The following is a 19,820-nucleotide window of genomic DNA, read 5'->3' as shown; positions in this document are numbered from 1 at the left end:
AATACCTTTTTAATTCCCAGAATTCTCACTTTAGTATGCAAGAGTTTGATTCCATCTCCCCAATAGATTATCGTTATTACGGAACTACTCCCGCGCATTTTCAAAAACTGCAGCCGTATCTTTCTGAAAACGCGCTCATCGAATATATGCTCATGGTTGAAGTCGCGCTTGTCGCTGGCTTCGCGGAAGAAGGACTCTGCTCTCAGGAAATTTTTCAGGAAATAAAATACGCCGCGCCACTCATTACCGCAGAAGATGTCTACGCTGAAGAAAAACGCATCAAACATCTTGTTCGCGCGCTCGTGAATTGCTTCGGCAAGCACATTTCTCCTGAAGCAAAACGATTCATCCATCTCACCGCAACAAGCCACGATATTATCTGCACCGCAGAAGCATTACGCTATCAAGAATTTACGCAAAAGGTTTTACTTCCGCAACTTCTCGAATTGGAGAAGACGCTGCTTCACATCGCTGAACGAGAAAAAACAACACTGCAGATAGGCAGAACGCACGGACAACACGCTGTTCCAATTACATTTGGTTTCGCGATGTCTGAATATGTCGCACGTGTTGGTGAACGCATTCATGAGATTACGGAAAAAGCAGTTCACTTGCGCGGACAGCTCAGCGGCGCGGTCGGCGCCTATAACGCGCAATCGCTTGTCGTCAAAGATCCTATCGCTTTTGAGAAAAAAGTGCTGGAAAAATTAGGGTTGCGACCCGCGACTCACAGCACGCAGATAGTGATTCCAGAATTTATGGCGGATTATATTCACAGTCTTATTTCGTGTTTTGGTGTGCTCGCAAATCTTGCGGATGACATGCGACAACTTCAGCGCACAGAAATCGGGGAAGTAGGTGAACATTTTAGCAGTGAACAAGTAGGAAGCTCCACAATGCCGCACAAAAAAAATCCCATGCATTTTGAGCATGTGAAGAGTTTGTATAAAACTATGATGCCTCGCATGATTACGCTGTATTTAAATCAAATCAGCGAACATCAACGGGATTTAACGAATTCCGCGAGCAGTAGATTTACTGTTGAAATTATCGCAGGATTTTATCTCGCGACATACAGACTCGCGAAAACAATGCAACGGCTTGTCGTTGATACTGAGGCAATGCAGAAAAATTTCGCGATGAGCAAAGACGCGGTCATCGCTGAACCATTGTATGTTTTGCTTGCGCTTTATGGTTATGATAACGCGCATGAAAAATTACGACAGATTTCTAAGCAAGCGCTTGCTGAGAACAAGTCGGTGTTGGAGTTAGTGTATGCTGATGTTGAATTGTTTCCGTATTTAGAGAAATTTACTGCTGAACAGAAGAATATTTTAGAAAATCCTTCCCAATATATTGGAAAATCTGTTGAGAAGACTGAAGAAGTTTGCGCGCTTTGGAGAAAAGAGTTGGGATTATAATCAGGCAACTGCTATCTGTTTGTATCCTTTTCTTCCGAGAACTTGTGTAATATCTTCTACTCTTATTTCCCCTGAATCAATATATTCTCTCGCTTTGATAATGCCTTTTAATGGAGAACGAAAATGTGTTCTCTTGCTACTTACTTCTGTTGTTCCAAGTGCAAATAACAGCGGCGTTACAATCCCCGCGCCTATTTGTTCTTCAAGCGTATAGGTTGCTTCAATTGCAAGATATATGTCTGGAACTATTTCAGAAACTACTTCTGCATAAATCGCTTGGTATGCCATTACCCTTCGAACATCATCAACGTGGCGTCTCACTTCATCCTCGTATGCTTTCCCATACGCATCGAGGCTTCTTATCAATGCCTCTGCTTTCTTTTCTCTTCCTTCTTCATATCTTCCTGCACAAAGATCCCTCTTTGTTCGACAAAGAAGCGCCATACTTAACTCCCAAGGAGAGCGTATTTTTTCAAGTGCTAGAAGCGCAAGGTCTCCAAATGATTTTGAATACGCTGCGTGATCTTCATATAATTGCTGAAATTCTTCGTACTCTTTTTCTTCACTTGCTCTATGCATCGTAAGTCCAGTTACATCTAATCCTAATGATTGCGCAGAGAAGCCATAGTCGCTTAAACTAATCCCTTCACTTGTCTCTCGCATTCTAAACTTTCGCTGGATTGATGGCCATGCATTAGAAGGAATGGCTACTCCAAAGGAAAGCGCAGGAAGCCCATGCTTGAGCTCATGCTCCATCATTTTTTCTTCGCCAGGATATACTTCTGCATCTCTGAAATCATCACTTGTCAATTCTTCTGAGAGGAGATGACTCATTTCTCTGTTTATTATTGCTATAAGTGAGGAGAAACCTCTATTTGTTACTCGCTCTTTCCATTGTTTCGCTGCTTCTTGCGCGGGTCTTATTTCTCTCGCATCACGCAGATTTGTTTCAAGCTGAAAAAGAATGTCTTCTGGTTTTTGTTCGACATATATCTGCTCTATTTGCGTCATTCTACCTGAAACTAATGCTTCTCGTCTTATAAAGGTTTATTCTAATCGCTTCGCTGCTTAATCACAATTTATCTCTGTGTTATTTATTTTTTAATAAAGGGATGAATTGTGATTTAGGTCTTTTCTTGGTACGTGTTTTTTTTGTAAGTGTATATTTTTCCCGAGGGGTATTTTGTTAGTGAAATATATAAACGGATTTACTCTTTCTTCCCTTATGCGGATCTACAAATTCATGGACAAAAGTGTTTTGCTTGTGACAAATAATCCAGACAAACTGCTCAACGGCATTACGTCAAACACCCTTGACGCTTCAAAGAATGCGTTTCTTGACAAGTTTGGTAAGATTATCGCGACTGTTGACCAAGCGAGGATTAGTGAAGATTCCTTACTTCTTGTTGTTTCATCGTCTTGTTTGCAACAGCTCTACACGCATCTTAAACCATATCTTCAACTCTCTGGCACAAAAATACACGCGACAAAATATTCTGTGTACTTTGATTTGGATACCGCATATCAAACAGCGAAAAATGACATAAGGAATAATGAATATTGTATTTCTCAAACAAAAGGACAACTTGTTTTGACAGAAAAGAAAATCGAGAGCACTATTTCTGATGAGGATTCTCTTCTCTTTCGACTGGAAAATAACATTCCTTTGCACGGAGTTGATTACACCAACGACATGATTTTGAATGTTTCCCCTTCTTTTGTTTCATTTACCAAAGGCTGTTATCTCGGACAAGAAATTGTCGCTCGCGTGAATTATTTAGGAAAAGCGCCAAAGAAATTAGTCGCTGATTTTGAGCAGAAGAAGTTTGTGTTTGTGGAGAATTAAACAACCGCCTTCAAACTTTTGATCGCGACTTCTATCATTTTTTCGTCTGGTTCTTTTGTAGTCAATTTCTGGATCAACATTCCCGGGCTATTGACGAGCTGCAAGAGTTTATTTGTTCTATATTTTCCTGCCAACTTCAGCACTTCATAACTCACTGAAGCGATTGGAAGCAAAAAGACTATTCGCAACAAAAAGAGGATTGTTTTCTGCGCAAAAAATGGAAAGCCACTAAACGCGGGAATCACCGCAGTGGTCAGCGGCGCAATAAGCGATAAAATAAAAATTCCCACAATCATCACAAACATAATGAAGCTTGTTCCACAGCGTGGATGAATAGTAGAAAACTTTTTCACATTCCTGATTGTTAATTCTTTTCCTGCTTCATAACAGTTGACTGCTTTATGCTCCGCTCCATGATATTGAAAAACTCGTCTTATATCTTCCATGTATCCAATAACCGCGACATAGATCACGAAAAGGAGCATTTTAATCGCGCCATCAATGAGATTGAAAAAAACAGGTGAGGTTCGTTCGTCAAACCCGGCAAAATGCGTCATGATGTATGGCGCAAGAACAAAGATCGCAATGCTGAAGATGAGCGATGTTCCAATGAGCCCCGCGATTTCCCACGCGTTGAGCTGTTCTTCTTTTTCTCCCATCGCAATGTTTGTGGAATAGGTTAACGCTTTTATACCAATAATAAGCATTTGAAAAAACGCGATGATTCCTCGCAGGAACGGCCAGCCGAGAAAGGGATATTTTTTTGTCACGGATTCAATTGTTTCTGTTTTGAGAATTATTTTTCCTTTTTCATTTCGCACCGCGATCGCAATCTGCTCTTTATTGCGCATGAGAACGCCTTCGATCACTGCCTGACCGCCGATTGCAAGAGATTGTTCGCTCATTGCAGAAACAGTTGTTTGCGGTTATATAAAGTTTTGTGTATGTCAATCGTTAAGTATAAATACAACCAAAACCAAAAACACCATATGTTCAATAAAAAAGCAGTTTCTCCACTCATCGCAACTGTTCTTCTTATCGCGTTCGCTGTTTCTCTTGGCGCTGTTTTACTGACGTACATGTCGTCTCTTGGAGAATGCGGCGGTGTTTCCATAAAAATCGCTGAACTCAACGAAAATCCGCAAATCTGCTACAACACCAACACCAACAAACTTGATTTTACGCTTGAAAACAGTGGGCATGAAGATATTGAATACTTGAAACTCACCCTCACTGGCGCATTGAACGTGGACAACATTGACGTTGATCAGTCATTTCCTCAATCAGAAGCGAAGAAAGTCAGTATTGATTACAAATATATTTATCTCGGGCAACTCCAGAAACTGAAAATAGTTCCTGTCACCCTTGAAGATAACGAAGAAACTATTTGCCCAGCTGATAAATCTCTCGAAATTGAAAACGTTCCAGAATGTTAATTACTGATTTTCTTGATTCTCTAGTTTAAGAAGTATTTTCTAAAATGAATAGGAGAGGGTTGCATTCCCTTCCATGCCACTTGTATTCATCTCTACTTTATGTTTCTCTTTTGTCACTTCTTCTCCATCGCCATAGATTGTTCTTTCTGTTATAGCGATAGGAATTGTTTCCGCGCGATATCCAAAATTCATTGACGCAGTAAACCTACCACGACTTATCATTACTCCTACCGCAGGCGCAACGCACGTTCCAATCCCCTGAAGTTCCAAAAATGTTTGACTTGTCGCATAAACACCGTATTCATCTTCAAGCGTCTCTTCACCCACAAATTCTATAAGCTTCGCTTCACTGATATCCATTGATAAATCCACGTTATTATGAAGATAAGAAAAGCCAACAGCGCCTGTTACCCGCGGTTTTATGACAAATGAACCTGTTCTTAGTTCTGTCGGAATATAAACCAGCCGCGTTCCAAACGAATAATACTCCCCAAAATAAAACTTCCATCCTGTTGTCGCGTCGCCAATTTCCGCATCTTTATAACTGACTGGAACTTTTTCACTCCCTGTTTGATCTTCAATGAGAGCAGAAGACATCCACTGTCCTTCCAACTCCACAAATGCGTGATGCCTCAGAAAAGGTGATTTTTCACCGATAGGAACCTGAACCACAAGAGTAAGATATGGAAAAGTTACATCTCCTGCTAAAGGCACATCCGCGTTGACGTCGTCTCCCATCTCCGTCGCAAGGTATTTGCGGACGTCTTCATCAACATTCAATGTCCGAAAACCCACGCCAATTCCCACCATTGTTCTGTACTGCGGATGTATCGGAGCAACAATTGCGCCACTAAACTGCTGCTTTTGCAACGCTATTTCTTCAAGAATATCTTCAAGAGGAGGGGAAAAAAGCATCCTCTTTGCGTGGATAATTTTCTTTATAACCATTATGACACAATCCGGGTGAAATGGAGGGGAAAATATATAAATAAGCTACTATTTAGTAGTGAAATGCCTGGAAAATATGATAGGGAAGGAGGAATGTCTTCTGCTGTAGATGGCATTTTCTTGTATGATCCGACATGTGTTCCAAGAACCAGCTCCTTCTCCAAAAGTTTAGCGCAAAGAAGTCTTGACAAATTGCTGTGTGAGATAGGTACAGAAGAGGTAAAGTTTTCTGTTTTATCCTTTTTCCAAAACGAAATTGAAGCATCGGATGACGCGGATAACGCATCATGGAGAAGTTTTATTGATAAGACACTCACTCGCGCGTTTCCAAGCGCTTTTTATCCTCTGCAAGTTAAGGGAATGCATTATCTTCAACAGGACATGACTGTTTATATCTCCGCTGCATTTATACCTCTTGCTGAAGCTCCACCTATTCGATATCGCAAAATTGACTGTAACGCGGCTGCGCAAGCGAACTGCGTTTAGCCACGGCCTACGAGCAAAGAAACAATAGAGATATAGCAGACGCAATAAATTATCGTAACTTATTTGCGTCTGTGGAATAGTGAACGCACTATTTTTATTACGATAATTTGGCGCGTTCACTATAATAAAACCACAAAGTTTATATATAACCTACCCGAAAAAAGATAGTTGTCTTATTTTTGTTCGGGGGAACAGGATAGATATTTCATTCACATTCGTTATATTGGGGGTCAATACAATGAGAGTTACAGCAAAAAAAGCAAATGAGATTATCGAAGAAGGAGTAGGCGCAGACGCACTCCCAATTGTAGACTTCCTTAAAGGAAAGAAAAACATTTCAGAGTTTATTATCTCTGAAAAAACAAAGACTGAAATTCATATTGTGCGAAACATATTATACCGCCTTCACAACGCAAATCTGGTGGAATATAAACGTAAAAAGGATTCTAAAAAAGGATATTACATCAGTTATTGGACATATAATCAAAAATCATTGAAAGATTGTTCTCGAAGATTGCAAGTTGGAAAATTACACAAACTGCAGGATCGCCTTGAACGAGAAGAAAAGAACGCAGGATGCTTCTTTTTGTGTTCTAACACGTGCGTACGCCTTGACTTTGAACAAGGAACTATGCATGAATTCAAATGCCCCGAATGTGGATCTCTATTGACCCAACAGGACAACACACGAACTATTGAATTTTTGAGAGAACAGATTAAAGGATTGAAAGCAACTGTTTAGTTGTTGTTTTTTATTTTTTGTTATGTTTTATTCTTATCCTTCTTTAACATAAATATAATGTAATCCTTTACTTATGTTATCTGCGGAAACTTCGTTAAGCGCGATATCTACAGGAACAATGTAATACTCCATTTCAGAAAGACCAAATATTTCATATTTTGCACGATCAATCAGTTCTGTTCTATGAAGCGTTGCGATGATTCTGTATCCCTGTTCTTTTAATTTGTCGTCAATAGTTTGGGTCATTTATACAGGAATTCATTGATGGCATATAAAGATTTAGTCAAATTATTTCTTCATGCATTGTTTGTTCCTACATTTTAATTTATTTTATACTTCAATAAAACCCCATTGCCGCGGCAATGGGTCCCCCTGACATTTTGAGTTTTGCTGGGCAAATAGTAATATAAGTAAAGTGCGTGTTAGTTGCCTTACAACAAAAAAGAATCGCCTTACTGTCCTTGAGAATCCCCATACTTTTTTATTGATTGAATCGGAAAAATTAAGGATTTAACCCATTTTTCCATAACTATTAATACTGCAACTTCACTCAGCTTCTTATGAAACAAACCTTTGAAGAATTTATCGCCATCGTAGAAAAACGCCTTGCACGAGATCCTTGGGTTCGTGACGCAAATATTTCTGGATTTTCTGAGCACATCGCTCTTGAAGCGAAAGAACTCCTCGATGCTACAAAAGCAAATGACACGGAACACATAAAAGAAGAACTTGGCGACATCATCATGAACTGTGCACATGCCTGCAAACTTGCTGAAGAACAAGGACTCTTTACATTACGAGATGTTTTCCAAACAGCAAACGAAAAAATGAAGCGACGATGTCCTTATGTCTTAGATGAAGAACACAAACCGCTTACAAAAGAAGAAGCAGTCCGACTCTGGAAAGAAGCGAAAAAAATTGAGAAAGAAGAAGCACAGCGACGCAAATCCCAAACACTTAAATAGAAGTTTTCTTCTAAACTTCCTTAAGAGGTGGATTGATGTCATTGGATCATCTGGTGCATGTTCATACCAGCAAACGAGAAAAAGCAAAACAGTACTCGAGACAACTGACCTATTCTCTTGCGTTAGTATGTTTAATTTTCTTTGGAACTATTGTCACATATCAAGGAACCGCAATGAATTTGAACCAAATTACTGGTTTCGCACTGTATCTGAGCGATGCTGAAGCTGTCCATGAAATAAATACAGAAGGATCAGACATTGTTGGGTTCGTCACCGCGATCCGCCAAAGCCCAAATCTTGTCCAATACAAATTATTTTTTTATACCCTCTGGATATTAACAGTCCTTGTTGGTTCTGCTGTTTGGTATGAATTCAAAGAAAAGAAATACTGATTATTTTTTCATACTCAATATATCGCCAATTGTTAATGGCCCTTTTGGACTTCGCTTTTCTTCTTTTGGCTCGTCTTCTGTTGTTGATTTTTCTATGAGAACGATGTTCAGCATTTTTTCTAACTTTTTCGCGAGATCAAACGTCGGTCGCTGCTTTCCCGCTTCAATATGTTTCAACAATGACGCATGCTCATTGACCATCTTCGCGAACTCTTCCTGATTGAGATTTCGTTTCTCTCGCGCCTGCTTGATTTTTTGCGCATACTCTTCTACAATAGACTCAACAATTTGTGGCTCTTTTGGTCTTGAAAATGAATGACCTTGTGTTTTGCTTGGCATTCTTGGCGCTTGAAGGATTCTTCCAAATGACGCGCATCCTTTGCAAACGCTCATCTCTACTCCTTCAACAAGCGCTTTCATAAGAAAATCTTGCTTTCCACACATCTCACAGCTTGTTCCAGGTTTGCCCATAACTAATGCAAGAAAAGCGCTGCTTTTTATGTTTTTTGAATTAGGCGCCCATTTGCTCGACAGTCCGCAGTGACGAAAAAAGCGAACATTTAAAAGCATCCTCTCGAAAGTTACTGTCATGGATATAAAACAAATTAAATTACAACCAGAGCTTGAAAAAGCGGTTATGGATCTCGGGTTCTCAGAATTCACTGAAATTCAGGAAAAAGTTATTCCCTTAATCCAACAAGGACATGATGTCATCGGACTTTCCCACACCGGGTCGGGAAAGACAGCAGCATTTGGCTTTCCCTCTCTTGAGAAAGTCACTAAAGGACAAGGAATTCAACTCCTCGTTCTTGTTCCAACACGCGAACTTTGCAACCAAGTCGCAAAAGAAATCTTCAAATTCGCGAAATACAAACCGCTTCGCATTGTGGAAACCTATGGTGGCGTTTCTATCAGTCCGCAAATTCAGATGCTTCAACACGCAGATGTTGTTGTCAGCACTCCTGGACGAATGCTGGATCACATGGAACGGAGAACGATTAATTTATCTAAAGTCAAAGTGCTTGTTCTCGACGAAGCAGACAAGATGTTTGAGATGGGGTTTATTGACGATGTCAAAAGAATTATCTCTCAGACACCAAAAGATCGACAGAATTTGCTCTTTTCCGCGACAATGGGGCATGGCGTGAGTGAGATTGTTCATCAATACATGCGCAACCCCGTGAAAATCAAGTTGCAGTCCTACGTTGATAAAAGCAAATTAACCCAACACTATTACGATATTAACGCGCGCGATAAATTTTCTCTTCTTGTTCATGTCCTGAAAGAGAATAAAGAGGGACTCGCAATTATTTTTTGCGCAACACGACGAATGGTTGATGTTTTGAATTCTAACTTGTCAAAGCATGGCGTTAAAGCTGAAGCCCTTCATGGTGGTTTATCGCAAAACATGAGAAAACATGTTATGGACGCATTTCACGCACACAAACTCGACGCATTAATCGCAACAGATGTTGCCGCGCGTGGGCTTGACATCAAAAATGTTTCCAATGTCATTAATTATGACATTCCAAAAACATCTGAAGATTACGTTCACAGAATTGGGCGAACCGCACGTGCGGGATGCGAAGGAAAAGTTATTTCCCTTCTTGCAGCGCAAGACCATGATAATTTCAGAAATGTTCTTCAAGACAGATCACTTCTCATGCAACGAATGGAAATTCCTGCATTCGAACGGATTCCTTTTGAAATGAGCAGCGGCAGACCACAACATCGTGGCGGATTTCGCGGCGGTGGAGGAGGACGTGGAGGCGGTTCACGCGGCGGCTTTGGAAACAGAGGAAGTTCTGGTGGATTTAGGGGCAGAGGACGTTAACTTTACGAGAATAATTGCTTCACAATCATCGTCGCGTAACTTCCTTTTCCTAATGTAAAAGAAAGTTCAACTGTTTCTTTGTCTACTTCCGTTATAATTAACTCTTTGCAATCCGTGAGAAGATTTCTTCTTCCACCTGCTGCAGTTATTTCAGGCATTTGTTTGATGAGGAAATCTCTTTCTGTGATATTTTCTTTCTTCATCAAATCTCTGAGAATCTCTTCGACTTCTTCATTGTTTTCTTCTATGTCGAATCCGATGATGGGGATCTCAATGTTTTTCAAGGAGGAATTTTCTTTTTGCGTTGGAAAATACAATGTTCCTGCACTGTATTCGATTGTTTTGACGTTCTTGAGTTTCTTTTCTAGGAATATCTTTGCTGTTTCATTCCACAACCAACTTTGATAGGCATGGACGAACATCAACAAGAGTTTCCTTGGGAGGATGCGTAATGTGCCGATATAATCATTTAGATGTGTTTCCAGATACTTTTTTGCTTTTGTGTAAGGATAATGCTCTCGCGTAATAAATAGTCTTGCTGCTTCCTTAAATTGCTTTTTTATGAAGAGTTTTCCGATGACATGATTGTCTTTCTTTATTCCAAAACGCTGGTCGTCGTAATAGTTCATGAATTGCAATTTTGATTTATCTCCTTCAGTATTTTCTTCAAACTTCTTTTTTTCTTCTTCTGTTATTTCTCTAACAGTAATAATGAATTTATTTCCTTCCAAAGAACCAAGATTCAGTCGCTCTCTTCCTTTGCCGAGATAGGTGAGTTCAAGATTTTCTGTTTCGATATCTTTTTCAGGACCTTGAGAAATTGAGATGAACTGCGTTGTGATCCCGATTTTGTCTTTTGTGCCTGCTGTGTTAATGTACTTTTCGTTGAGCTTCCAGATATCACTGATTTTCTGGATCGCTGATTGTGTTTCAAGATTGGTTTTCTTTAGTTTGTAATAACTGTATTTTCCTTCTTTGTCGAAGTTTAACGTGTTTATTTCTTCAACAATGAAGTCTTGAGGAGTGGTTTTGAGGCGCATTATTGATGGAAAACAGAAGAGGTATAAAATACTAAGCAAACAGAACGATCATTTTTTAAATATATTTGCTATTCCTCTGTTATGGGACCGCTTTATACAGTGAAGCTTCCAACTGAAGTTATCTCAAGAGGAACGGGACAACCGATTGCGCGTGCTGACGCTTTGGTGTATGACCTTATGCCTCGCATTCTTGGATATCGATTTCTTATTGTTGATGAACTTCGAGAAGCAGTTCACGTCTATGATGATCCAAAAGGAGGGTCATTCCTTGCGCTTTCTGAAATACATCGCCGAGTTGCGCAGGAAGAGTACCAAAGAGGAAATACGACCGCTGCATTAGAAGCGTATAAACGAATGCTCTATCAAAGCGAGATTGCCTTTGGAGAAGCCATGGAACAGGTTCAGGATACTTTACTTATTACCGAAAAAACAATTATTAAGATAGACTCAAATAATGAAGCGCTTCATACTCTTGAGGATGCACTTATTACTCAGGTTGCAGTTCTTCCAGACAGTTTTTTTAACCTTGATGCATATTTTTCTTTTTTGGATCAAATCAGAGCAACAGAAAGAAGAGCAGGAGAGTTAGGAGGAAGAGCGCACATAATGGAGTATATTCTTGAAAGAGAAGAAGAGTTATTGGAAATAAAACAAATATCTGTTGAGACTGTTTCATTTGATACTTTGCTTTCTTATGCTTCAAGGATGAAAAGGCTTACTGGTTTACCTAGTTCCTCTTATACTGAGTTAAAAGCACTAGAAGCAAAAGATAAAGGCGATAAACACAGGTTTATGGAAGAAAGAGTTATTGCTGTGTTAGATGAGCTTATTAAAGAAACGCGAGCGAAGTATGGATTTTCTGATGTTTCTCCTGATCCATTTTATGAAGAATTCAAGGCAAGGGTAGAAGAACTTGCAGCATATTTAGAATCAATGAAGAGGTATGATGACGCAGTAAGTTGGTTGTACGCCTTGCAGAAGCATGTGAAGAAACCGGACCATGTAGAAATAAAAGATACAGAAGAAATGAAGCGTCTTCAAGGATTAGTTGAAGAACAAAAAAAACAACACAACCCATTATTTCATAAACACTGGAAGAAAGTAAATAACGAACAGTTTGCGGATAGATATGGATAATCAACTACCGTACATCAACCGCTTCTTTCAACAGTTTATCCGCGTTATAATCATCCTTGAGCACTTCTGCGTTTCCGCAAAGTGGACAGCGCAGCGCTGCTTCTGATGGTTGATAGGTGAAATTATATCTGCACTTGACACAGAGATATTTTTCTTTCATATTCTTCCCAGAAATAGTTTTCTGCACTTCGACTGGCCTTTCTTTGACTGTCTGCTTTTTGATAGTCACTTCATAACACATCGTACACAACATGTCTTTTCCATTATTCGAATAATGGACATCCTTGAACGCAACTTGCGCCTTACATCGTTTGCACGGATAGGTTACTGCCATGAGATCACCGTTTTGATTTTATCACTTTATTGGCTTCATCGCTGATTTTTATTTGTTAAATAATTTACTTTTCAATAAAAGGTTAAATTGTGTAATAGGTCTTTTCTTGGTGCGTGTTTTATTTTATTTAAATTTTAGTTTAAATTATTTATATTTTTCAAATATGAAATGAATGATACTTGTGAACTTTGTGAATATGAAAAAATAAAAAATTAAAAAAACTAAATGAATCGGATGCCGAGTTCATCGCTTTTTAATTTCTGTTCTTTGACTTTTGATCTCGCATCTTGTTTTCCAAGAATCCATGGAGACTTGACGCCAGTCATAATAGTCATGACTGTAATCTTGCCTTTCATTTCTTCTGTGACTCGTGCTCCCCAGATACAGTTCGCGTCTTCATCCATGCTTTCTGTGACGAGCTCACCAATGCGCTCGACTTCTTCAAGCGTCATGTCTGGACCACCATGCACGTGAATTAACGCGCCTGTCGCTCCTTCGTAGCTGATTTCAAGCAATGGATTGCTTAATGCGCCTTTGACCGCTTCTTCCACTCTACTGTTTGTATCAGAAGAACCAACGCCAATCGCCGCGACGCCGCCATTGGTCATAATTGCTTTGACGTCCGCAAAGTCAAGATTGACTAATGATGGAACTGAAATTGTTTCAACAATTCCTTTAATCATTGTCGCGATTAATTCGTTCGCGACCGCAAACGCTTGTTGTACTGGCAAGTTTCCCGCAATCTGAACAAGTCGATTGTTGTCAATCACAATAACTGTGTCAGAAACTTCGCGAAGCTGCTGCAATCCGAATTCCGCTTTATCCACTCGCGCTCGCTCGATTTTGAATGGCATTGTTACTGTGCCGATGACGATGGAGCCAACATCTTTTGCCGCCCGCGCAATGACTGGCGCTGAACCTGTTCCTGTTCCTCCGCCCATTCCCGCGCACACAAACACCATGTCCGCTCCTTTGACCGCGTCTTTAATTTCCTGAATAGATTCCTGCGCAGATTCCGCTCCTTTCTGCGGAAAGCCACCGCAGCCAAGACCGCGCGTTACTTCTTTTCCCATCAAGAATTTTTTATCAGCATGAGTAATTTCCAAATGCTGCGTGTCTGTGTTGCACGCAAAAATTTCTGCTCCTTTGATTCCTTTTTTGTAGAGCCAGCTTACCATATTGTTGCCTGCTCCTCCACAACCAATGACTTTAATCATCGCATGACCAACTGCCGCTCCAGCAAAACCTTTCGTCATGTCGGACTGCTGTCCTAACGCGTCTTTTACAAGAAATTCCATCACTGTTCACCTCTTTTTTTGATTATGATGCTCTTATATGGGAAAACATTAATTTTCGGAACTTCCAAACTTAATTTCCATCAGTTTTCCCATAATAAGTGAATTGCTTTTCAATTGGATAACATCCAATTATTAAAGCAATTCACTATAATAATCATAACTGCTCTGTTTTCTAGGAATACTTCTATTTAAATATTACTCTTTTAGCGATTAGTGTAGAGATTTGTATACTACTTTAGAAGGTTTTTGTTACTGCTTGGGGATGGAAAAAGAAAATGCGGAAGATTTACCCTAATTAACCACTAACAAGAGATAACTTTATAAATTTTGTCTGATTTCCCTTCGTTATGAGCATTGATTTAACACTAACCAGAGAACAAGCGTTGGCTGAGATTGGAGATTTATTGCCGTATGAAGTTCCTGAATGGGGTAAATTTAAACCTCGTCCTGGTCTTGAAAAACGAGTTGTTGAGGGAGTCATGGACGCTTCATGGACTATTTCTGAAGAGTGTACGATAACGCAAAAACTAAGAGAATGGCGTCTTGCGCAACTGACATACGGTTTTGCCGCTGAGGAAACAACAAAAGCAGGGAGAGCAGTTTCCTGCTTAGGAGGGATTGGAATTCTTCAGGAATTTTTTACATGGGAACAGGAACAAAATTTGGTACTTCTTGGATTTTCAGAAGATCACACGCATCATGAAATGGTATACAACGCGCTTGAACATGGCGCGAAATATGGAGCGCGTGGTCCAGTCATCGCGCGATTTCGCGGAGGAACAGAGGGCGCGCTCATGGAAATAACAGATCCTGGAAGAGGAAGAATAACCGCTCCTTTATCGTACGAGCAAATTCTTGGTCGCTTAGAACGAGCAGGACGAAAATTAAGACATCCTACTGGTTCTTTAATTGATTTTACACAAGAGAGGGGAAAGTATACGTCCGATTCTTCACACCAACCGCTTGATCGCGGCATGGGATCAATAAGCGCGACCATTGGAAAAGCAGTCGTTAGTGAATATCAGAGCGACGCTGGTTATACAGTCATGCTGCTCTATAAACCAAGCCTCATCCCCGACTACTGGAAACAAGCGATACTCGAACAAAGGGGAAAGTATCTTAGTCTGGAAATTAGACGATTGCTTGGGGGTTAGTGATTTTTAATTATTTTTCTAAGCTCCATGATGTTTTTGAATTGCTTTCCTTCTTGTTTTTCAAGAATGCATACTTTCTTCGCATATCTTTCTTGTATTTCTTCCTTCATTTTATCATTCTTACCTTTGTTATTCCACTTTTCATCAGCTTTCTTATCCCAATCTTTTTTTAGAACATCTTCTGACGCAAGCATTGTTAAGATGGTTTCAGAAATAACCATTTTTTGTTCTTTCTTCATTTAAATCCCATAAATAAGGTTCTTTTTTATATTTTTTGCAAACATTTAAAAATAACTTCACTTGTCAAACAAAATAGACTCACGCTCAGACGGGGCTATGGGGTAGTTTGGCTATCCTTTCCGGTTTGGGGCCGGAAGACCCCAGTTCAAATCTGGGTAGCCCCATTTTATTAACCAGATTTGAACACACACAAAAATCCTCGCGGATTTTTGGTGCGACGCTCACTGCGTTCGGTCGAATCTGGGTAGCCCCACCATTTTTCAAAGAAAAATCAAAATTAAGGTGTTATACATGAAAACAAAAAGACAAGGAGCTTCAAAACGATATGGTCCACGATACGGACGACGACTTCGACAGAAAGTAGAAACTGTTGAAGCAATGCAGAAAACAAACTATCAATGCCCATTCTGCCACAAAAACGCAGTCAAGCGAATGGCAGTCGGAATTTGGCAATGCCCAAAATGCGCCGCTGTTTTCACAGGAAAGGCATACACTCTTCCAAAGAAAGCGAGTGTTGAAGCGGAAACAAAACAAGAACTTACTCTTGAAACTCCTGAAGAAGGAGAAGAATTCCTCGAGGAAGAACAAGAAGAAGTCCAAGCAGATGAACAACAATCTGCTTAATTTTTTTATTTTTACAAATATTTTAAGAGCTGAGGTTCAAAATGGTTGAATACAAATGTTTTGATTGCAACAAAGTTGTTGGCGTAGAATTTTTACGAAAAAAAGTGCGGTGCCCATACTGTGGCTCTAAAATGCTCTATAAAGCACGCGCTACTGTGACAAAAGTAAAAGCACGATGAAACTCACTGCTGAAATCATCGTCACATCTCCTCGTGTTTCTGCATTACGGCACTGCTTTGACGCAGAACTCGCAAGCATGCAAACACCACGAAGCACTGTGGCTATTCACACGACAAAAGAAAACATGCAATTCGCGATCACCGCGACAGACGCAACCGCGTTGCGCGCAACATTAAACACGATCACTAAATTGCTCAGCGTTTTTGAAAAAGCCGCAGAGGAAACACCATGACAAACACACAAACACAAGAAAAAATCCAGCAGCTTCAGGCAATTGAACAAAATATGCAACATCTTCTCAAACAGCGACAACAATTTCAGATGCAACTTCTTGAAGTCGAATCCGCACTTGAAGAATTAAAAAAAACAGATAAAGCGTACAGAATTATTGGCAACATCATGGTTGCTTCTGAAAAATCAGATCTTGAAAAAGAATTGACAGAAAAAAAAGATCGTATTGGAATCAGAGTAAAAAGTTTTGAAAAACAAGAAACCTTATTGAAAGATCAGGCAAAAGCACTGCGCGAAGAAATCATGAAAGCAATGCAGGCAGCAAAATAAATAGAAGTGACGACCATGGAAGATCAACGAATAGTGAGCATTGTAGAAGCTTTAGAGGAGATTGCAGTAGACAATACTGTTCCTCGAAATGTCAAAGAAAAATTAACAAAAATAGTTGAAGTGCTCAAACAAGAAAAAGAAGATTTTCTCTTACGAAAAGATAAAGCATTAAGCGAACTTGATGAAGTTGTTGAAGATACTAATTTACAGGCGTACACACGAACACAAATCTGGAATGTCGTTAGCGCGCTTGAGATGATGTAATTCTAAGAAAGAATTATTGAATAGGATTCAAACCAACCCCCTATATGCAAGTCCTTTTCTCTCAGGAACGAGATATTCTCCAAATCCCGCTTGATGCAACCTAAATTTCTCTGCTTCCGCTGTAACTCTGAAACGATCATTACCCTGGACATCTGCAGGCTTGCTTGCGTCGGTCATCAGGCATCGTGGTTGCCATGTAATTCCCACATAACTTCCTACAGAACGCTGTTCTCCAACATACAAATGACCAATTTGAATTCCGCTTGCGTACAGACCAAGTTTATCTACTGGCCCCATATATTTGGTCTGCTGTCCATGATATTTTACAGAAAGAGCATGAAAGGTTCCGTTAAGGCTTTTTTTAAGATCGTCAGTAATTCGCGTATCGTATTTAACGAGCGCATCTAAGTCCTCTTCAAAATCTGTGAAAACTGCAGATGACTCTCTTCTTCCTTGATTATCAAAATAGATTCTAACGCGATAAAAATGATTTTCTACTGCAGGAATTGGAAATAAGCCTTCATAAGTGCAACCGCGAGAACCAAGCTGTACTTTTCCAAATTTTACACAATTAACTGGAACTGTTACAGGATTTAAAGAGAAATAAAAATCCATTTTGGTTACATCTCTTACCATCCGCTGCCGAACAGCCACTTGATTATGATTCAACTGAGTAATTACCCCAACTAAATCATTTACTGATTCTGGCAAACCATTACCAATGTATTCCGCTTTCTTTACCCCTATACAACTTTTTACCATTTTCAAACCTTTAATTCAAGCAGAACTATTAATTTTATATAATTTATATATTTTATGCATCTATTTTCTGTAGGAGTAGGGAAACAGGGTGCTGAACCAAAATTTTATAAATCTCCTCAAACTCAAAATTCTTGGTGATATTTTATGGCATTAGAACTTCCTGAATCAATGGACAATCTTCTTTATTTTACGAATAGAACAATTGGCGTCGGCAAAGCTATTGTCTGGGTTTCAAAACAACCGTGCCCAAAATGCAAAAAAGCATTAATGGGAAAACCCGCTGAAGATGGTCACGTTAAAATCCGCGCAAAAGAATACGTCTGCCCAGCATGCAAATATACCGTTGAGAAGACCGCGTATGAGGAAGGATTAACCGCATGCGCAATTTATACTTGTCCTGCTTGTTCTGCAAAAGGAGAATATACTGGTTTGTTCAAGCGAAAAAATATTGAAGGCGCACTGACGTTTAGATTTCCATGCAGCAAATGCAAAGCAAACATTGACGTAACTAAGAAAATGAAAGAGAAGAAAAAGAAAAAAGGCAGCGCTGAAGATGATGTTGCTGATGATGACTAGGCGCTCTCTCTTTTTTGTACTAAATTCTTATAAAGTACTTCTTGTTTTTTTCTATTATGAAGAAGATTATCACCCCAGACGGCTCAATTACTTTTCACAACGAGCAGTTTGATGAATCCTATCACTCACGATCTGGCGCAAAAGAAGAAGCAGTGAAGAAATTCGTCGAGCCATGTAAAATCAAAGAACTCGCGAAAAAAGGAAAAGTACGAATTCTCGATGTCTGTTTTGGATTAAGCTACAACACTGTCGCAGCAATTGACGCCGCGCTCGAGGAAAATCCAGATTGCGCGATTGAGGCAGTTGGTTTGGAAATAGATCCTGACATTTTACAGGCAATTACTGAAATTGAAGCGCCGTTTACAAACTTTTTTATGATGCAGGAAGCAGTGAAGAATCACTACACTTATGAGAAAGGAAATGTGAAGATCAAAATTATTTTGGGCGACGCAACAGAGACTATCAAGACAATACATCAAGAGTTTGATGTTGTTTTTTTAGATCCTTTTTCTCCGAAAAAATGTCCGCAACTCTGGACAGCGCCATTTTTTGCAGAAATCTACAAACGACTCGTGCAGAATGGCAGACTCGCAACGTACAGCTGCGCGCGAGTTGTTCGTGATAATTTGAAAGCAGTAGGTTTTACTGTGATTGATGGTCCGCAACTGTGGAGAAGAGGACCAAGCACGATTGGGGTTAAATTATAATTTAAGCGACAACATTACAGAGATTATTTTGAGAAAGCGTGGAAGGCAGCGAAGCCTTAGTACGTCTCTACTTTTAATCCAGAAATTCTTTGAAAATCTTTCACATTTCTTGTCAAAACAGTTTCTCCAAAACGAAGTGCTGTTGCCGCAATAAGACAATCCATAGAACCAATCATCTGACCTCGCGTTATAAGCGTTCCATGAATATCTCCTGCATTCTCTGCAAGAAGAGCATCTATTGGAATAATGCGCTGTTTATCCAAAACTTCTTTCACTTTATTTTGTTCGGAGAGAGATTTTCCAGAATGTGCAAGCCCACTATGTAATTCAAAAATAGAAACCGCAGATACAAGACCATATTCGCTCTTCTCTCCAAATAGATGCAATAGAGATAAGGCTTTTTCATCTTTTTGCATAACATCAATAAGGAATGTTGTATCGAATATCATCTCATCAACTCCGCAATTTTATTCATTCTTTCTTCTGTTCTTTTACGTCCCTCAGCTATATGCTTCTTCATATCCTCAGCTTCTTTTGATGAAAGTAAACCTACCAAATCCAATAAAGAACTTTTTCTTGGAGTTATCCTATTAATCACATCACTAAAACTTTCTCTTTCCTGCTTCTGTGATGCAAGTCTCCCATACGCTTCAACAGTTATAGTAATACATTTTGTTGCCATAGCAAAGTAAATGTATGTACATGTATTTAATACTTTCTCTTTTACCCCAACTCCGTAACAACCCCCCTGTTTCCTGTGGAACTCCTTTATAGTAACACACAATCACTGTCACTTATTCTCGGTAAAGCTGAGTATAGCCTTTTGTATACTGCTATGGCAACCCCTTCATTTCCTATGGAACTCTTTGGTCG

General features: G+C 39.6%; 29 protein-coding genes and 1 tRNA gene. 18 read left to right on the top strand and 12 right to left on the bottom strand.

Going from position 1 to position 19,820, the window contains the following annotated elements:
• Positions 1-35: 35 nt before the first annotated feature.
• The gene (locus HZC31_02645) at positions 36-1,421 is read left to right on the top strand and encodes an adenylosuccinate lyase (GenBank protein ID MBI5002258.1); all 1,386 of its coding nucleotides are present in this window, start codon (positions 36-38) and stop codon (positions 1,419-1,421) included.
• Here the strand turns inward: HZC31_02645 and HZC31_02640 are convergent, their stop codons facing one another.
• Entirely contained in the window at positions 1,422-2,432 is a 1,011-nt protein-coding gene (locus HZC31_02640; protein MBI5002257.1) for a hypothetical protein, read from the bottom strand.
• A 214-nt stretch (positions 2,433-2,646) separates the two neighbouring features.
• On the opposite strand from HZC31_02640, the gene HZC31_02635 reads away from it, so the two are divergent.
• On the top strand, positions 2,647-3,267 hold the full coding sequence (locus tag HZC31_02635) for a hypothetical protein (protein MBI5002256.1): 621 nt from the start codon (positions 2,647-2,649) through the stop codon (positions 3,265-3,267).
• Here HZC31_02635 and HZC31_02630 read toward each other — a convergent pair.
• On the bottom strand, positions 3,264-4,172 hold the full coding sequence (locus HZC31_02630; GenBank protein ID MBI5002255.1) for a DUF1385 domain-containing protein: 909 nt from the start codon (positions 4,170-4,172) through the stop codon (positions 3,264-3,266). The two genes, HZC31_02635 and HZC31_02630, sit on opposite strands and share 4 nt — an antisense overlap.
• Positions 4,173-4,256: 84 nt before the next feature.
• Here HZC31_02630 and HZC31_02625 point away from each other — a divergent pair, with 84 nt between their 5' ends.
• A complete protein-coding gene (locus HZC31_02625) occupies positions 4,257-4,703 on the top strand; it encodes a hypothetical protein (GenBank protein ID MBI5002254.1) in 447 nt (148 codons plus the stop codon).
• Positions 4,704-4,742: 39 nt separating this feature from the next.
• Here the strand turns inward: HZC31_02625 and HZC31_02620 are convergent, their stop codons facing one another.
• On the bottom strand, positions 4,743-5,651 hold the full coding sequence (locus HZC31_02620; protein MBI5002253.1) for a hypothetical protein: 909 nt from the start codon (positions 5,649-5,651) through the stop codon (positions 4,743-4,745).
• Between the two features lie 63 nt (positions 5,652-5,714).
• On the opposite strand from HZC31_02620, the gene HZC31_02615 reads away from it, so the two are divergent.
• Together HZC31_02615 and HZC31_02610 are read left to right on the top strand one after the other, a co-directional pair.
• Complete coding sequence (locus HZC31_02615; protein MBI5002252.1) at positions 5,715-6,137, top strand: hypothetical protein; 423 nt, start codon at positions 5,715-5,717, stop codon at positions 6,135-6,137.
• Between the two features lie 238 nt (positions 6,138-6,375).
• Entirely contained in the window at positions 6,376-6,879 is a 504-nt protein-coding gene (locus HZC31_02610; GenBank protein MBI5002251.1) for a hypothetical protein, read from the top strand.
• Positions 6,880-6,912: 33 nt separating this feature from the next.
• Here the strand turns inward: HZC31_02610 and HZC31_02605 are convergent, their stop codons facing one another.
• Positions 6,913-7,125, bottom strand: a complete 213-nt coding sequence (locus HZC31_02605) for a hypothetical protein (protein ID MBI5002250.1) — start codon at positions 7,123-7,125, stop codon at positions 6,913-6,915.
• Between the two features lie 314 nt (positions 7,126-7,439).
• Here HZC31_02605 and HZC31_02600 point away from each other — a divergent pair, with 314 nt between their 5' ends.
• Positions 7,440-7,844, top strand: a complete 405-nt coding sequence (locus HZC31_02600) for a hypothetical protein (protein MBI5002249.1) — start codon at positions 7,440-7,442, stop codon at positions 7,842-7,844.
• A 35-nt stretch (positions 7,845-7,879) separates the two neighbouring features.
• Positions 7,880-8,236 carry a hypothetical protein gene (locus HZC31_02595; protein ID MBI5002248.1) on the top strand — a complete coding sequence of 119 codons (357 nt, stop codon included), beginning with the start codon at positions 7,880-7,882 and terminating at the stop codon, positions 8,234-8,236.
• On the opposite strand, the gene HZC31_02590 is transcribed toward HZC31_02595, so the two are convergent.
• Positions 8,237-8,707 (bottom strand): TIGR00270 family protein, encoded by a 471-nt coding sequence (locus HZC31_02590; protein ID MBI5002247.1) that lies wholly within the window; start codon positions 8,705-8,707, stop codon positions 8,237-8,239. It lies immediately after the preceding gene.
• A 118-nt stretch (positions 8,708-8,825) separates the two neighbouring features.
• Between HZC31_02590 and HZC31_02585 the strand changes: the two genes are divergently transcribed.
• On the top strand, positions 8,826-10,070 hold the full coding sequence (locus HZC31_02585; protein ID MBI5002246.1) for a DEAD/DEAH box helicase: 1,245 nt from the start codon (positions 8,826-8,828) through the stop codon (positions 10,068-10,070).
• A 2-nt stretch (positions 10,071-10,072) separates the two neighbouring features.
• Here the strand turns inward: HZC31_02585 and truD are convergent, their stop codons facing one another.
• The gene (gene truD, locus HZC31_02580; protein MBI5002245.1) at positions 10,073-11,110 is read right to left on the bottom strand and encodes a tRNA pseudouridine(13) synthase TruD; all 1,038 of its coding nucleotides are present in this window, start codon (positions 11,108-11,110) and stop codon (positions 10,073-10,075) included.
• Between the two features lie 81 nt (positions 11,111-11,191).
• On the opposite strand from truD, the gene HZC31_02575 reads away from it, so the two are divergent.
• Positions 11,192-12,247: a hypothetical protein gene (locus HZC31_02575; GenBank protein MBI5002244.1), complete on the top strand. Its 1,056-nt coding sequence runs from the start codon at positions 11,192-11,194 to the stop codon at positions 12,245-12,247.
• Between the two features lie 4 nt (positions 12,248-12,251).
• On the opposite strand, the gene HZC31_02570 is transcribed toward HZC31_02575, so the two are convergent.
• On the bottom strand, positions 12,252-12,581 hold the full coding sequence (locus tag HZC31_02570) for a hypothetical protein (GenBank protein MBI5002243.1): 330 nt from the start codon (positions 12,579-12,581) through the stop codon (positions 12,252-12,254).
• Positions 12,582-12,802: 221 nt separating this feature from the next.
• Positions 12,803-13,879: a cell division protein FtsZ gene (gene ftsZ / locus HZC31_02565; protein MBI5002242.1), complete on the bottom strand. Its 1,077-nt coding sequence runs from the start codon at positions 13,877-13,879 to the stop codon at positions 12,803-12,805.
• 347 nt (positions 13,880-14,226) lie between these two features.
• Here ftsZ and HZC31_02560 point away from each other — a divergent pair, with 347 nt between their 5' ends.
• A complete protein-coding gene (locus tag HZC31_02560) occupies positions 14,227-15,033 on the top strand; it encodes a hypothetical protein (GenBank protein ID MBI5002241.1) in 807 nt (268 codons plus the stop codon).
• Here HZC31_02560 and HZC31_02555 read toward each other — a convergent pair.
• Positions 15,030-15,272, bottom strand: a complete 243-nt coding sequence (locus tag HZC31_02555; GenBank protein MBI5002240.1) for a hypothetical protein — start codon at positions 15,270-15,272, stop codon at positions 15,030-15,032. The genes HZC31_02560 and HZC31_02555 overlap by 4 nt on opposite strands.
• Before the next feature lie 91 nt (positions 15,273-15,363).
• On the opposite strand from HZC31_02555, the gene HZC31_02550 reads away from it, so the two are divergent.
• From HZC31_02550 to HZC31_02525, 6 genes are all read left to right on the top strand, one after another.
• A tRNA-Pro gene (locus tag HZC31_02550) sits at positions 15,364-15,437 on the top strand.
• Positions 15,438-15,564: 127 nt separating this feature from the next.
• The gene (locus HZC31_02545) at positions 15,565-15,897 is read left to right on the top strand and encodes a 50S ribosomal protein L37ae (GenBank protein ID MBI5002239.1); all 333 of its coding nucleotides are present in this window, start codon (positions 15,565-15,567) and stop codon (positions 15,895-15,897) included.
• 41 nt (positions 15,898-15,938) lie between these two features.
• Complete coding sequence (locus HZC31_02540) at positions 15,939-16,076, top strand: DNA-directed RNA polymerase subunit P (GenBank protein MBI5002238.1); 138 nt, start codon at positions 15,939-15,941, stop codon at positions 16,074-16,076.
• Positions 16,073-16,309 (top strand): hypothetical protein, encoded by a 237-nt coding sequence (locus HZC31_02535; protein MBI5002237.1) that lies wholly within the window; start codon positions 16,073-16,075, stop codon positions 16,307-16,309. Before HZC31_02540 ends, HZC31_02535 begins: the two co-directional genes overlap by 4 nt.
• Positions 16,306-16,638 (top strand): prefoldin subunit beta, encoded by a 333-nt coding sequence (locus HZC31_02530; protein MBI5002236.1) that lies wholly within the window; start codon positions 16,306-16,308, stop codon positions 16,636-16,638. The genes HZC31_02535 and HZC31_02530 overlap by 4 nt, the downstream gene beginning before the upstream one ends.
• 15 nt (positions 16,639-16,653) lie before the next feature.
• Positions 16,654-16,902, top strand: coding sequence for a UPF0147 family protein (locus HZC31_02525; GenBank protein MBI5002235.1), 249 nt, complete (start codon positions 16,654-16,656; stop codon positions 16,900-16,902).
• 27 nt (positions 16,903-16,929) lie between these two features.
• On the opposite strand, the gene HZC31_02520 is transcribed toward HZC31_02525, so the two are convergent.
• Entirely contained in the window at positions 16,930-17,664 is a 735-nt protein-coding gene (locus tag HZC31_02520) for a hypothetical protein (GenBank protein ID MBI5002234.1), read from the bottom strand.
• Positions 17,665-17,808: 144 nt separating this feature from the next.
• On the opposite strand from HZC31_02520, the gene HZC31_02515 reads away from it, so the two are divergent.
• On the top strand, positions 17,809-18,240 hold the full coding sequence (locus HZC31_02515) for a hypothetical protein (GenBank protein ID MBI5002233.1): 432 nt from the start codon (positions 17,809-17,811) through the stop codon (positions 18,238-18,240).
• A gap of 56 nt (positions 18,241-18,296) precedes the next feature.
• Complete coding sequence (locus tag HZC31_02510; protein MBI5002232.1) at positions 18,297-18,947, top strand: hypothetical protein; 651 nt, start codon at positions 18,297-18,299, stop codon at positions 18,945-18,947.
• Positions 18,948-19,003: 56 nt separating this feature from the next.
• Here HZC31_02510 and HZC31_02505 read toward each other — a convergent pair whose 3' ends face one another.
• Positions 19,004-19,396 carry a PIN domain-containing protein gene (locus HZC31_02505; protein ID MBI5002231.1) on the bottom strand — a complete coding sequence of 131 codons (393 nt, stop codon included), beginning with the start codon at positions 19,394-19,396 and terminating at the stop codon, positions 19,004-19,006.
• Positions 19,393-19,629 (bottom strand): antitoxin VapB family protein, encoded by a 237-nt coding sequence (locus tag HZC31_02500; GenBank protein ID MBI5002230.1) that lies wholly within the window; start codon positions 19,627-19,629, stop codon positions 19,393-19,395. Before HZC31_02500 ends, HZC31_02505 begins: the two co-directional genes overlap by 4 nt.
• Positions 19,630-19,820 lie beyond the last annotated feature (191 nt).

The sequence above is a fragment of the Candidatus Woesearchaeota archaeon genome (assembly GCA_016214075.1).
GTDB lineage: Archaea > Nanobdellota > Nanobdellia > Woesearchaeales > DSVV01 > JACRPI01.
The sequence above is the reverse complement of the archived record's forward strand: the minus strand, read 5'-3'. Positions and strand labels throughout refer to the sequence as shown.

Excerpts from the sequence above, each read along its gene's own strand:
- HZC31_02645 (MBI5002258.1), top strand. The coding sequence starts at position 36 with ATGCAAGAGTTTGATTCCATCTCCCCAATAGATTATCGTTATTACGGA.
- HZC31_02640 (MBI5002257.1), bottom strand. The coding sequence starts at position 2,432 with ATGACGCAAATAGAGCAGATATATGTCGAACAAAAACCAGAAGACATT.
- HZC31_02635 (MBI5002256.1), top strand. The coding sequence starts at position 2,647 with ATGCGGATCTACAAATTCATGGACAAAAGTGTTTTGCTTGTGACAAAT.
- HZC31_02630 (MBI5002255.1), bottom strand. The coding sequence starts at position 4,172 with ATGAGCGAACAATCTCTTGCAATCGGCGGTCAGGCAGTGATCGAAGGC.
- HZC31_02625 (MBI5002254.1), top strand. The coding sequence starts at position 4,257 with ATGTTCAATAAAAAAGCAGTTTCTCCACTCATCGCAACTGTTCTTCTT.
- HZC31_02620 (MBI5002253.1), bottom strand. The coding sequence starts at position 5,651 with ATGGTTATAAAGAAAATTATCCACGCAAAGAGGATGCTTTTTTCCCCT.
- HZC31_02615 (MBI5002252.1), top strand. The coding sequence starts at position 5,715 with ATGCCTGGAAAATATGATAGGGAAGGAGGAATGTCTTCTGCTGTAGAT.
- HZC31_02610 (MBI5002251.1), top strand. The coding sequence starts at position 6,376 with ATGAGAGTTACAGCAAAAAAAGCAAATGAGATTATCGAAGAAGGAGTA.
- HZC31_02605 (MBI5002250.1), bottom strand. The coding sequence starts at position 7,125 with ATGACCCAAACTATTGACGACAAATTAAAAGAACAGGGATACAGAATC.
- HZC31_02600 (MBI5002249.1), top strand. The coding sequence starts at position 7,440 with ATGAAACAAACCTTTGAAGAATTTATCGCCATCGTAGAAAAACGCCTT.
- HZC31_02595 (MBI5002248.1), top strand. The coding sequence starts at position 7,880 with ATGTCATTGGATCATCTGGTGCATGTTCATACCAGCAAACGAGAAAAA.
- HZC31_02590 (MBI5002247.1), bottom strand. The coding sequence starts at position 8,707 with ATGGGCAAACCTGGAACAAGCTGTGAGATGTGTGGAAAGCAAGATTTT.
- HZC31_02585 (MBI5002246.1), top strand. The coding sequence starts at position 8,826 with ATGGATATAAAACAAATTAAATTACAACCAGAGCTTGAAAAAGCGGTT.
- truD (MBI5002245.1), bottom strand. The coding sequence starts at position 11,110 with ATGCGCCTCAAAACCACTCCTCAAGACTTCATTGTTGAAGAAATAAAC.
- HZC31_02575 (MBI5002244.1), top strand. The coding sequence starts at position 11,192 with ATGGGACCGCTTTATACAGTGAAGCTTCCAACTGAAGTTATCTCAAGA.
- HZC31_02570 (MBI5002243.1), bottom strand. The coding sequence starts at position 12,581 with ATGGCAGTAACCTATCCGTGCAAACGATGTAAGGCGCAAGTTGCGTTC.
- ftsZ (MBI5002242.1), bottom strand. The coding sequence starts at position 13,879 with ATGGAATTTCTTGTAAAAGACGCGTTAGGACAGCAGTCCGACATGACG.
- HZC31_02560 (MBI5002241.1), top strand. The coding sequence starts at position 14,227 with ATGAGCATTGATTTAACACTAACCAGAGAACAAGCGTTGGCTGAGATT.
- HZC31_02555 (MBI5002240.1), bottom strand. The coding sequence starts at position 15,272 with ATGAAGAAAGAACAAAAAATGGTTATTTCTGAAACCATCTTAACAATG.
- HZC31_02545 (MBI5002239.1), top strand. The coding sequence starts at position 15,565 with ATGAAAACAAAAAGACAAGGAGCTTCAAAACGATATGGTCCACGATAC.
- HZC31_02540 (MBI5002238.1), top strand. The coding sequence starts at position 15,939 with ATGGTTGAATACAAATGTTTTGATTGCAACAAAGTTGTTGGCGTAGAA.
- HZC31_02535 (MBI5002237.1), top strand. The coding sequence starts at position 16,073 with ATGAAACTCACTGCTGAAATCATCGTCACATCTCCTCGTGTTTCTGCA.
- HZC31_02530 (MBI5002236.1), top strand. The coding sequence starts at position 16,306 with ATGACAAACACACAAACACAAGAAAAAATCCAGCAGCTTCAGGCAATT.
- HZC31_02525 (MBI5002235.1), top strand. The coding sequence starts at position 16,654 with ATGGAAGATCAACGAATAGTGAGCATTGTAGAAGCTTTAGAGGAGATT.
- HZC31_02520 (MBI5002234.1), bottom strand. The coding sequence starts at position 17,664 with ATGGTAAAAAGTTGTATAGGGGTAAAGAAAGCGGAATACATTGGTAAT.
- HZC31_02515 (MBI5002233.1), top strand. The coding sequence starts at position 17,809 with ATGGCATTAGAACTTCCTGAATCAATGGACAATCTTCTTTATTTTACG.
- HZC31_02510 (MBI5002232.1), top strand. The coding sequence starts at position 18,297 with ATGAAGAAGATTATCACCCCAGACGGCTCAATTACTTTTCACAACGAG.
- HZC31_02505 (MBI5002231.1), bottom strand. The coding sequence starts at position 19,396 with ATGATATTCGATACAACATTCCTTATTGATGTTATGCAAAAAGATGAA.
- HZC31_02500 (MBI5002230.1), bottom strand. The coding sequence starts at position 19,629 with ATGGCAACAAAATGTATTACTATAACTGTTGAAGCGTATGGGAGACTT.